Genomic DNA, 12,002 nt, shown 5'->3' with positions numbered 1-12,002 from the left:
GTTCAAGCCTCTTGGCGCTGCGGCGACTGTTGGCTGACACCCAGACGCGGCGCTTCAAAGCCGTGGTCCAGGTCCAGCAGCGGGAACAGCAGGTCGGCCACGCGGTGGGCTTCATCGATCAGCGGGAAGCCAGACAGAATGAACGAGGAAGTGCCCTGGGCTTCGTATTCGCGGATGCGCTCGGCGACCTGTTCCGCGCTGCCCACCAAGTAGGTACCGGCGGCCGGCCCGAGGATATTGAAGCCGAACAGGCTCGGGCCAAGCCATACGTTAGGATAGATCTCCAGCTCACGCGCGGTCGGTAAACGCCCGGCGCGAATGGTCTCGACGTTACGCTGGGTCTGCGGGTCGTCGCTGTGGAAATCTTCCAGGCTCACACCGGCCGGTAACTGGCGCTCGATGGCGTTGCGCGCTGTTTGCAGCGAGGTGCGTTGCAGAAGTCTTTCGGCGTGGGCCCAGGCTTCTTCCTCGGTCTCGCGTACGATGATTTGCAGGCGTGTGCCGAAGGTCAGTTCGCGACCGATCTTCGCCGCTTCTGCGGCGACTTTGCGAAACTTGTCGCCGAGTTTTGGCGGAGTGTTGGCGAAGCTCAGGTACACGTCGAGCAATTGCACCGAATGCTCGACACCGGGCCCTGAGGTTCCGGCGCCCCACAACGGGATGCCCGGCTTCTGGTAAGGCGGATGCCAGCCGCCCAGCGGATGGTTGGCTGCGCCGGGCGAACGCGGTGCGAGCTTGACGTACTCACCGTCATAGCCACGCGTGTCGCCGGCATAGAAACCCTGGAACGCCCGCCAGTATTCCAGGCTGAAGGCGTATCGCTCGTCATGCGGGTAGTGCACCCCAAGTGTCGCCAGGCCTGCGTCATTGCCATTGACCACGTTGAACAGCAGGCGGCCATTGGAGAACTGATCGAAGGTCAGCGCCCACTTGGCCAACACCGCTGGCGATAACTCGCCCGGGTGCTGCGCCACCAGAAAACGCAGGCGCTGGGTGGCGTCGATCAACGACGCGGCCACCGCCAGGCTTTCATTGGGGCTGGAACCGAGCAGCGAACCGTAGTAGCCCAGGCGATCACTGGCCACGGCGAGCTGTTTGAGGTGCTGGAAATCAGTGTTCCAACGGCCTTCCGGCTCCCATGGGTACGGGCCATCGGGTGTGGTCAAGTACCAAAGAATTTTTACAGCCATAAAAAACATCCTTGAAATAGAGAACCCTGTGGGCGCTGGTAAGGCGTTAGCGGCGGTCGATGGCCGGAACCAGGCCCAAGGCCGTGGCGTGTTCGAACAGGCCGCTCATTTTCCATTGCTGGGTCAACACGCCCGGCCCGTAGGCCCGTGAGCCACCGAGCGCATCGGCAAGCAATTGCAGTTGTGCGCCCTCCTCCAGCAACAGGATGAATTCGGCGGTGGCGCGCAGGCCTTGCTTGCCCCACACGGTGGAGCCGCCATTGGCCTCCAGGATCGCCAGGTTGAAGGGGTTCTCGGCGATCTTGTCGAGGATGAAATCCACTTCCTGTTGGCGACGGTCGATATACACCGGCAGTTCACGGGCCAACTGGTAGCGCTGCACCGGCACGTAATGGAATGGCAAGGTGCGGTGGGTCTGGGCCCAGGCGCCCAGGTACGGCGAATGCACGTGGGACACGGTGGTCACATCCGGGTGTTGCTGGAACAGCTTGGTGTAGCGCCCCAGGCCGCCCTTGCCCTTGCCAAACACCACGTTGCCGGCAAAGTCGGTCACCGTGGCTTGCAGCGGCTTGCGGTAGTTCCACGGGCCTGCGTAGTTCACCGATACCAACAGTTCCTGGCCAGGTACGCGCTCGATAAAGCCGACGGTCCCTGCGGCGGTGATGGTGTTTGTTTCACGGAACACGGTGAAGGCTTCTTCGGCTTCCAGCAGGACCTTGTCGATAAAGGTTTGCAGTTCCTGGCTGATCGGTTGTGTGTGGGCAATGGCAGTCATGGGGATTCTCCGGATTCAGGCGCGGCGCTTGGCCAACAGTTCATGGGCAGCTTGCAGGGGGCGCGGGTCGACCCAGTCGGCGATGGCAAAATCGCGCTCCAGGAAGCCGTGCAGGTAGAGGAAATCTTTCTGGATATCGAGGAATTCCAGGCGCTGGGCAGACAGGTCCGGCGCCAGGGTGGTGTGGAAATCACCGCGATAAGCCTCGGCCACACCGGCACTGCCGGCACGAGTTTCTTCTTCTAGAATGGCGTTCAGGCTGTCGCGGTTGTTGGCCGCCCAATCGGCGGCGCTGAGGGTTTGCGCGAGGAAGCGCACCACCAGGTCAAAGTGGTTGTCCAGCAGGCTCTGGTGAACGGTGATCGGACGCGGCGTGCCGTTGTTGATGCGGTAGCGCGGTTCGGCGATCAGGTCCAAGTCGATCCCCACCACCAGCCCCAGGCGGCGTGCGGCGTCGGCCGCCGAAGCGCCCTTGACGTAAACCGCATCCACCTCTCCACGTACCAGGTAGTCCAGGCCGGACCACAAGCGCTGCAAACCTTGCTGCGGGTCAGGCGCTTGTTCCTGGTCCTGCAATGCCACTTCCACCAGTTCCACATCATCAAACCCCAGTCCGGCCAGGCTCAAGGCGCCCTTATAGCCATGCAGGCTCATGGCGCGGGCGATGCTGCCAGGACGGTTTTCACCCCAGGCTGGCAGGGCCAGGCGCTTGCCTTTGAGGTCTGCAGGACGGGTGATGCCGGAGTCCGGGCGGACCAGAATGGTCTGCCATTCCTCGATCCAGGTCAGCCCGATCAAGCGGCTCGGCGCACCCGCGGCACGTGCGGCCAATGCAGGGACGTTGCCGCCTTCGCGGAATAGCCCCGGCAAATCGTGATCATAGTGGTGCCGGCCCAACTGACGCGCCTCCTGCAAGGTGGACACCGGCAGGCCGTCGGGCGCGAACTCCTCGCTCAACCAGCCCAGCTTGTAGGCAATGCCGGACGCAGTCGGCACCGGGCAACGGGTAAACCAGATCTGCTCAAGCTCAGGCGTGGGCAGGACAGCGGAAAGGGTCATGGGCAGCTCCATTAAATTGGGCAAGTCAGTGGAGGGGGTATTGCAGAGGGCGTGCCAATCGCTCAAAGCCCCGGTTTACAAGGACATCGAAACAAACATCCAAACGCGACTGCTGGCCTGCCAACAGCACTGCTGCTCTTCCAGCAGCCGTTTCACGACGCTGCTTCCCCAGCAGCAAACCGGCGCGCCCCCTCCCCCGTACAGCAAGGGTTTGCTCGTTGGCGCAGAACTTGCTCAAGCCCTGCCAACACCAACCTCCCCTTAGGAGCCGGCTTGCCGGCGATGTTCGTCAACGATGACGCACAGCCATAGGGGGAACGGGGCAAACCAAAGGATGAATGAATGACAACGTATGAACAGGCGCCCGCCCGCCACCTGCACAGCGAAGCCGAGGCCATCGACGCCGCCAGAGAAATCGCCGTGGAGATCGCCAGCATTGCCGCCGACACCCAGCAAAATGGCCAACTGCCCTGGCGCCAGGCGCAATTGCTGTCCGAAAGCGGCATCACCGCCATCGGTGTACCTAAGGCCTTCGGCGGCCTGGGCGCATCGGTGCAGACCATCGTCGAAACCGTGCGCATCATCTCGGTGGCCGACGGCGGCGTCGGGCAATTGCTGCAAATCCACAATGTGATGCTGCGCGGGATTTTCAACGGTTACCCGGATGCGGTACGCGATCGGCTGGTCAGCGATGTCCTGGCTGGCAAGCGTTTCGGCAACGCCCTGGCCGAGGTAGGCGGCAAGAACAAGTTCGCCCTCAAGACCCGCGTCGAACGCCGCGAGGACGGCGCCCTGGTACTCAATGGCAGCAAGTTTTACTCCACGGGCTCTTACCTGGCCGAATGGATCTCCCTCACGGCCGCCTCGGATGACGGCGGTGCCGGCGTATTGCTCAACCGCAACACGCCAGGCCTGACCCTGGTGGACGACTGGGACGCCTTCGGCCAGAACAACTCGGTGAGTGGCACGGTGAACTTCGACAATATCGTGCTGGATGAGGATTTTGTTTCACGCCGCAAGGGCCCAATGAAGCGTACGGGGTTGACCTTCCCGCAGATCCTTCACGCGGCCATTGATACCGGTATCGCGGCCGGCGCGTTGTCGGCGGCCGTCGACTACCTCAAGCACAACGCTCGGCCGTGGGTGGAAAGCGGCGTAGACCATGCCAATGAAGAGCCGCACATCATCAAACAGATTGGCGAATACGCCGTGGCCCTGCGTGCCGCTGAATCCCTGCTGCGCGATGCGGCACGGCTATTTGACCGCCATGAGCAAGACCCGGAAAACAAAGAGCTGCAAGACGAGCTGATCCTTTCGGTCGCCACCGCCCGCGCCCATTCGGACAGCGCCTCGCTGAAGATCTCCAGCGATATCTTCTCGCTGCTGGGGGCCAGTTCATCGCTGAGCAAATGGAACCTCGACCGCTTCTGGCGCAATGCCCGGGTGCACACCACCCACGACCCGATCCGCTGGCGCCTGCACCATGTGGGCAACTACTACCTCAATGGCGTGGACCCCGGTGAATACACTGCGATCCTTAACGCCAAGGAAACCCAAGGCGCTACACGCAAGTAAATCACCGTAGGGTTTTGTGTGTGCCCTTATACGCCGTTTATGCCAATGAGCTTTTCATGATCGAACGACACCCTCTTCTACGCAGCCTGGCGATCTATAGGGAAATGCCCTGGCGATTCACCCTGGTGGCGGCGCTGTACGTGGCCATCAACCTGGGCCTGGTCTGGCAGCAATGGCTGATCGGCCATGCAGTCAATGACGTGAGCGCCGGGCGTGCCGTGGTACGCCTCGGCGACGGCAGCCTGGATGCCGGCCTTGGCTGGTACTGGCTGGGCCTGATGCTGGCCGTGGCCCTGGGCCGTGGCGTGCTGCAATACATCGCCAGCGTGTTGTCACTGATGATCAGCCAGGAACTGCTGACGCGCCTGCGCGAACGCATCCTGGCCCAGGTGCAAAGCCTGCACCTGGGCTATCACTGGCAGCACGGCATGGGGGAAATGATCACCCGCACCACCCGTGATGCCGACAAAGTGCGCGACGCGTTGATCACCTTCTGGCGGCAGTTGGTAGAGACACCGCTGGTGGTGCTTGCCACGGTTGGCCTGCTGAGCTGGTACAACCCGCTGCTGGGGCTGGTGCCGCTGTTGCTGACGGTGACCGGCTTGGCGATTTTCGTGCGCCAGACCGAACAGCTGGTGAGCCTGGATCGCGCGGTCGGTAGCGCCTATGACCGGGTTAACCAGGACCTGAGCGAAGGCATTGGCGGCGTACGGGTGATCAAGTCGTTCGCCCTGGAACAGCGGCGTATCCAGGGCTTTGCCGATCAGGTAGCGGTGTTTGCTGCGTTGGCGCGCCAGGCCCTGGCTTATTCCAGCTCACGTATTCCGCTGCCCCAGGCGGTAGTGGCGCTGGGTCACGTGTGGATCCTGGTATACGGCGCGCACCTGGTGGCGACCGGTCAACTGGGAATCGGCGAATTGGTCACTTCGCTGCTGATCGCCACCACCCTGGTATTTCGTATAGAGGGCATCGGCCGGGTAATGCAGACCTTCGCCGATGCCCGCGCCAGTGCGCAACGCATCTGGCAACTGCTGGACGCCCCGGCCGCGATCCGCAGCGGTGCTGCCACCCTACCCGCCAGCCCGCTGGGACTGAAGCTGGAACAGGTCAGCGTGACCGCGCCCGGTGGTGGCCGCGACATTTTGCACGGCTGTTCGCTGACATTGCAGCCGGGTGAAATCGTCGCGCTGGTGGGTGCAACCGGTACCGGTAAGAGCCTGCTCGCCAGCTTATTGCCACGCCTGAGCGATGTGACCGCCGGGCGCCTGTTGCTCGGTTCGGACAACGATGGCTGGCAGGACATCCGTGACCTGCAACTGGGCCCGCTGCGTCAGCGCGTGCATGTGGTACCCCAGGAGAGTTTCCTGTTTGCCGGCAGCCTGGCGGCCAACCTGCGCCTGACCGCGCCTAATGCCACTGACGAAGAACTGCGCGAAGCGTTGCATCAAGCCGCTGCTGAAGATGTCCTGCAGCGCCTGCCCCACGGCCTTGAAACCCCTCTCGGCGATAGGGGCGTGACCTTGTCCGGCGGCCAGCGCCAACGCCTGTGCCTGGCCCGCGCGCTGCTCGGCAAACCCGACATCCTGTGCCTGGACGACGCCACCAGCGCCCTCGACGCCATCAGCGAGCGCCAGGTGCTGCACAACCTGCGACACCTGCGCGGCACCACGGTGCTGGTGATCTCCAGCAAGCTCTCGACCATCCTGCTGGCCGACCGCGTGCTGATACTGGACGACGGTAGGATCACCGCCCAAGGCACCCATGCTGAACTGCAATCAACCAATGCGCACTACCGCGACCTGCTGGGGATAGACCATGGCTAACCCGCTGCCAGGCAAAGCCTTGAGCGATATCGAAATCGAAGAAATGCTGGCGAAAAAGGCCCTCGATCGCGGCATGTTCAAACGCTTGCTGCCGTTGCTGCGACCGATCCGTCGGCAGATTGTGGCTGTCATCGGCATTGAGATCCTACTGGTGTTTACCGTGTTCCTGCGGCCCTGGTTTGTGCGCGAGCTGCTGGACCGAGGGCTGATCCAGCAAGCCGATCACTGGCTGCTGGATGAACGCCTGGTGCTATGGCTGGGCCTGGGCCTGGCGACCAGTTGGCTCGCGCGCTTCCTGCTGGCCGGGGTCTCGCAGTTTGTTGCCGGCGGCGCGGCGATCCGCGTGCTGAATGCCTTGCGCGTGCAGGTGTTTGCCCATGTGCAGAACTTGAGCGTGAGCTACTTCGACCAGACCCGTGCAGGGCGCATCATTTCCAGGGTCGACCGCGATGTCGACGCCCTCGAACCGCTGGTGATCCAGGGGCCGCCGGAGTTGCTGGGCGCCGTGCTGCGCTGCGGCCTGGCCTCGGTAATGCTCTGGCGCATCGACCCACGGTTCTTCCTCAGTCTGGTAGCGACGGTGCCATTGCTGGTGCTCGCGACATGGAGCTTCAAGCGTATTTCCCAGCGCAACTGGGCCAAGGTCGCGGAGAACCGCAGCCGCTTTACTGCGCACTTGGTGGAAAGTGTCAGCGGTGCACGCTTGCTGCAACAGTGCGCCCAGGAGGCGCCGAACCTGCAGCGCTATCGCGTGCTGCTGGATGATTTCAACCATGCGCTGATTCGCGGCAGTTTGCGCTCGTCGTGGTTTGCACCGTTTACCGCACTGCTCAGTTCAGCAGGCATCGCGCTGTTATTGCTGGTGGGTGCGTATGGGTTGGCGGCGGGTGAAGTCAGTGTCGGCCAGGTGGCAGAAAGCCTGTTCTACGTGTTTCTGTTCCTGGGACCATTGCAGGAGCTGTCGGACCTGTTTGAACGCTACGCCACGGGTTCGGCGTCGGCCCAGCGGATCTTCCTGTTGCTTGACACGCGCCCGCAGATCGTCGACAGCGCTACCCCCCGCGCATTGGAGCGCGCTCGTGGAGAAGTGCAGTTTGACCAAGTGGAGTTCGGTTATGGTCAGGCGCCCGTCATCAAAGGCTTGAGCCTGCATATTCCAGCCGGAGAAGTGCTGGCGATCGTCGGCCCGTCCGGCCACGGCAAAAGTACCTTGGTGCAACTGCTGACACGCTTCTACGAAGTCCAAGCCGGCGCAGTGCGACTCGACGGCATCAATGTGCGCGACCTGGCGCAACACACCTTGCGTCGCCATGTGGGCGTGGTGTTGCAGGACAATGTACTGTTCAGCGGGAGCATCCTCGACAACCTGCGCCTGGCCGCGCCCCATGCCGATGATGCAACGCTGGTCGCCGCTGCCCGTGAACTGGGCGCCGATGAAGTGCTGGAACGCCTGCCCCATCAATACCACACTGAAGTAGGGCCGCTGGGGGCACATCTGAGCCATGGCCAGCGGCAACTGGTGTGCCTGGTGCGCGCGTACCTGGCGGACCCGGCGGTGCTGGTACTGGATGAGGCGACGTCGGCGGTCGATATTCATACCGAACGGCGTATCCAACGGGCCTTGCGACGCCTGTGTGAGGGGCGCACGGCAATCATCATCGCCCACCGCCTGGCAACGATTCGGGATGCCGACCGGATTGCCGTCGTACGCCACGGCCAAGTGGTGGAACTGGGGCCACACCAGCAATTGATCGGACAGGCCGGGCCCTATGCAGCGCTGTACCACACCTACCTGCGCAGCGCCCATCAACCTGACGCCATCACCCTGTAGGAGCACCCCTGAAAGCCTATGTTGCGCCTCCAGCATGGGTTGCTGGGAGGCTGCTGCTACAGCAGCAGCCCTCTCCTACTGAAGCGCGGTTGCCCCCGTAGCCATTGGCCGAGGCGCCCATGGCATGCACGTTGCACAGACCTTGCACATCAGGTCTGCGCCCCCTGCACGACTCAAATCAGGAGCACCCATGAGCACTGAATTTTTCTGGCGCCTGCCGTTGGGCACCGACGGTCCGCAACTGACCACCGACCAACACAACCGTGGCAACCCCGACTACCGGCCTGGCAATATCGCCCCGGGGCGATTACCCAACGGCGAGCCGGATGACTTCACCTACATCGACTACATCGCCCAAGTGGCCAAGGCTGCCGAACTAGCAGGTTTTGAAGGTGCCTTGCTGCCCACCGGCCCCGAGCCCTGGATCGCCGCTGCAGCGCTGGCCCGCGAAACCCGGCGCATCAAGTTCCTGATCGCCTTCCAAGCCACCTGGACCCTGCCCGCCTACGCCGCGCAGCAAGCCGCGATCCTGCAGAACCTCAGCCGTGGCCGCCTGGAGTGGAACATCATCACCGGCGGTAACCCCGCGAGCCAGCGCGCCAATGGCGATTTCCTCGAACATGACCTGCGCTACAAGCGCACCGGCGAATTCCTGGACATCATCCAGGGTCTGTGGGAGAACGAAAATTTCTCCTACGACGGTGAGATCTACCAACTGGAAAACGGCGCCCTGCCCACCGGCCTGCGTCATGAGCGCAAGCCAGGGGTGTATTTCTCCGGGTTCTCCGATGCTGCGTTGGGCGTTGCCGCCAAACACGCCGACGTGTACCTGAACTGGGCCGAGCCTATCGACAAGCTCAAGCCGCATATCGAGCGCGTACGCGAGTTGGCCGACAAACAAGGGCGCACGGTACGTTTCGGCCTGCGGGTCGACCTGTTCGCCCGTGAGACCGAAGAGCTGGCCTGGAAAGACCTGCGACGCCAATTCGACAAACTCGAAGGCAAGACCAGTACGGTTGCCAAAGGCTTTACCAGCGGTTCGGATTCAGTCGGCGGCGCACGGCAGGCCGCCTATCACCAGAACGTCGACCGCTTCGACGACCTGATCATCGGCCCCAATCTCTGGGCTGGTTTCGCCAAGGCCAAGCCGGGGCCCACCGTCGGCCTGGTGGGCAGCCACGAAAACATCGCCGAGCGTCTGGTGGAATACCGCGACGCTGGCTTCTCGACCTTTATCCTTGCCGGCAACCCGCACCTTGAGGAAGCCTTGCGCATTGGCCAGGAAGTCTTGCCGCTGGTGCACCAACGCCCGGCGATCCAACCTTTGAAAGCCAGCGCCTGAGCGCTGGGGGAGAACCTCTGATGACACAACCCCTCGACACCCTCTGGTATACCCGTTGTCCTGTGCCAACCGGGCTGGGCATCGCCGTACAAAAGGGCTGGTTGCAAGACACCGTCGGCTCCTTGGGCACCGAGGTGCAGTCCCTGCGCGAATCGAATGACAAGGCCGTGCGCGAGTCGCACTTCGACCACACCTTGCAGAACTCGGTGCGCCATGGCGGCAATATCCCGGCGATCTGGGCCCGCGCCCAAGGCCGCGAAACCCGGGTGATCGGCTTGTCCTGGGCGGATGAAGTGCAACTGATCCTGACCCGCCCGGACAGCGGCATCAAGACCGTCAAGGACCTCAAGGGCCGCACCTTCGGCTTGCCGGACTGGGCCGGCGTTCAAATCGACTTCACCCGCGCCCAGGCCCTGCGCGGCCTGGAAAACGCGCTGTCGCTGGAAGGCTTGAAAGTCGGCGATGTGAAGCTTGTCAACTTCCGCTACGGCGGTACCTTCAGTGACAGCGCCGTGCGCAATGTGGCCGGCACGCCGGTTAACACCCAAGTCAGCGCGCGCAACCTGGAACTGATCGGCCTGCTGCGCGGCGAGGTGGATGCAATTTTCCTCAAGGGCGCCAGCGCCGCCCAGCACGCCCATGATTTCGGCCTGCATATCGTGATCGATACCGGCGCCCACCCCGACCCACTGATCCGCAGCAACAACGGCACCCCACGCACGCTGGCGGTAGACCTGAACCTGCTGGATAACCATTTTGACGTGGCCACTGGCATCCTCGACGCGGTGCTGCGCGCCGAACAGTGGGCCCATACCCACCCGGAAGACACCCGCCGTTACCTGGCGCGGGAAACCAACAGCAGCGAGTATTGGGTGACAGCCGCCTATGGCCAAGACGCACACCTGCGCCTGCGTACCGAACTGGATGAACAGGCGATTGCCGCCCTGCAGGACTTCACCCACTTTTTGCATCGCTGGCGCTTTATTCCACAGCGCTTCGATGTGCGTGAATGGATCGATGCACGGCCGTTGAATACAGTACTCAACGATAACGCCACCCCTGCAGAAGCTGGGTTGCCGGCGATGGCCTCCTAATGATCACTGCGTCATTCACGGACGCCATCGCCGGCAAGCCGGGCTCCTGCAATGTGCGAACATTTCACGAATTTGAACGAAGAATTTTATGAGCAAACCACTCGATACTCTCTGGTATACCCACAGCCCGGTCCCCACCGGGCTTGGCATCGCGGTGCAGTCCGGGCGGCTGGCCGAAGCCTTCCTGCCCTTTGGCACCAATATCCAATCGTTGCGCGAATCCACCGAGCGGGAAGTGCGCGAAGCCCACTATGACCATCACCTGCAGAATTCGGTGCGCCACGGTGGCAATATCCCAGCGATCTGGGCCTACGCCAGTGGCGTCGAAACCCGCGTGCTGGGCTTGTCGTGGAGCGACGAGGTGCAGTTGATCCTGACCACCGCAGAGAGCGGTGTTAAGAACGTACGCGACCTGAAAAACCGCCGTTTCGGTCTGCCGAAGTGGGCCAACGTACAGATCGACTTCACGCGTGCCCAGGCCCTGCGGGGCCTGGAAAACGCGCTCAAGCTCGAAGGCTTGAACGTGTCGGACGTAGAACTGGTGGACTACCCCTATGGCGGGACCTACAGCGATAACCAGACCTCCTATGTGTATGGCCCCGAAATCGGACTGGGGGTCAGCCGCTTCAGCCGGCGCAACAATGAACTGATCGGCCTGCTACGCGGCGATATCGACGCGATCTTTCTCAAGGGCGCCCACGCTGTGCACTTGGCCAATGAGTTCGGTTTGCATGTCGTGGTAGACACCGGCTCGCACCCGGACCCGTTGATCCGCAGCAACAACGGCACGCCGCGCACCCTCACCGTGGATATCAACCTGCTGCAAGAGCATTTCGATGCCAGCGTGAAAATCGTCGATACCGTGCTGCGCACTGAGCAATGGGCCTGGGCCAACCCAGATGAAACCCGGCGCTTTCTCGCCAAAGAACTCAATACCAGCGAATACTGGGTCACGGCCGCCTATGGTGAAGATGCGCACCGTCGACTGCGGACCACGCTGGACTCGCGCTCGATCGATGCGTTGCAGGATTTCACCGACTTCCTGTTCCGCTGGAACTTTATCCCGCGCCGCTTCGATGTACGCGACTGGATCGACTTCAGCGTGCTGGAAAAAGTCATCGGTTCCACTTCACGCGTCGCTGTTTAGTCCGACCCTGCCTGTAGGCGCCCGGCTTGCCGGCGATGGCGCCCGTGAAAACGCCATCGACGGCAAGCCGGGCGCCTACAATTAATGTGTGATCAGTGCCAGCTGTGTTGGCCTGGCAACACTTCCCCTGCTGCTCCAGCAGCACCCTGCGCGCACTTTCTGCTGA

At 62.5% G+C, this 12,002-nt stretch carries 9 protein-coding genes; 6 read left to right on the top strand and 3 right to left on the bottom strand.

Features of this window, described 5'->3' with window-relative positions:
- Positions 1-2: 2 nt before the first annotated feature.
- From AC3ZU9_RS12275 to AC3ZU9_RS12265, 3 genes are read right to left on the bottom strand one after another with little or no spacing between them, the layout of a single operon-like run.
- On the bottom strand, positions 3-1,190 hold the full coding sequence (locus AC3ZU9_RS12275; RefSeq protein ID WP_122811062.1) for an LLM class flavin-dependent oxidoreductase: 1,188 nt from the start codon (positions 1,188-1,190) through the stop codon (positions 3-5).
- Between the two features lie 46 nt (positions 1,191-1,236).
- Positions 1,237-1,965, bottom strand: coding sequence for a class II aldolase/adducin family protein (locus AC3ZU9_RS12270; protein ID WP_093545108.1), 729 nt, complete (start codon positions 1,963-1,965; stop codon positions 1,237-1,239).
- A 15-nt stretch (positions 1,966-1,980) separates the two neighbouring features.
- Positions 1,981-3,024: an ABC transporter substrate-binding protein gene (locus AC3ZU9_RS12265; protein WP_122811063.1), complete on the bottom strand. Its 1,044-nt coding sequence runs from the start codon at positions 3,022-3,024 to the stop codon at positions 1,981-1,983.
- A 342-nt stretch (positions 3,025-3,366) separates the two neighbouring features.
- Between AC3ZU9_RS12265 and AC3ZU9_RS12260 the strand changes: the two genes are divergently transcribed.
- The 6 genes from AC3ZU9_RS12260 (at position 3,367) to AC3ZU9_RS12235 (ending at position 11,836) form a co-directional block, all read left to right on the top strand.
- Entirely contained in the window at positions 3,367-4,599 is a 1,233-nt protein-coding gene (locus tag AC3ZU9_RS12260) for an acyl-CoA dehydrogenase family protein (RefSeq protein WP_122811064.1), read from the top strand.
- Positions 4,600-4,655: 56 nt separating this feature from the next.
- Complete coding sequence (locus AC3ZU9_RS12255; RefSeq protein WP_122811065.1) at positions 4,656-6,422, top strand: ABC transporter ATP-binding protein; 1,767 nt, start codon at positions 4,656-4,658, stop codon at positions 6,420-6,422.
- Positions 6,415-8,253, top strand: coding sequence for an ABC transporter ATP-binding protein (locus tag AC3ZU9_RS12250; RefSeq protein ID WP_122811066.1), 1,839 nt, complete (start codon positions 6,415-6,417; stop codon positions 8,251-8,253). Before AC3ZU9_RS12255 ends, AC3ZU9_RS12250 begins: the two co-directional genes overlap by 8 nt.
- Before the next feature lie 190 nt (positions 8,254-8,443).
- Positions 8,444-9,595, top strand: a complete 1,152-nt coding sequence (locus AC3ZU9_RS12245) for an LLM class flavin-dependent oxidoreductase (RefSeq protein ID WP_122811067.1) — start codon at positions 8,444-8,446, stop codon at positions 9,593-9,595.
- 20 nt (positions 9,596-9,615) lie between these two features.
- Complete coding sequence (locus AC3ZU9_RS12240) at positions 9,616-10,689, top strand: ABC transporter substrate-binding protein (RefSeq protein ID WP_122811068.1); 1,074 nt, start codon at positions 9,616-9,618, stop codon at positions 10,687-10,689.
- An 88-nt stretch (positions 10,690-10,777) separates the two neighbouring features.
- A complete protein-coding gene (locus AC3ZU9_RS12235; protein WP_065941389.1) occupies positions 10,778-11,836 on the top strand; it encodes an ABC transporter substrate-binding protein in 1,059 nt (352 codons plus the stop codon).
- The last annotated feature ends 166 nt before the right edge of the window (positions 11,837-12,002 follow it).

The sequence above is a fragment of the Pseudomonas sp. A39 genome (genome assembly GCF_058145955.1).
Note: the sequence above shows the minus strand (reverse complement) of the source record. Positions and strands in the feature narration are given on the sequence as shown.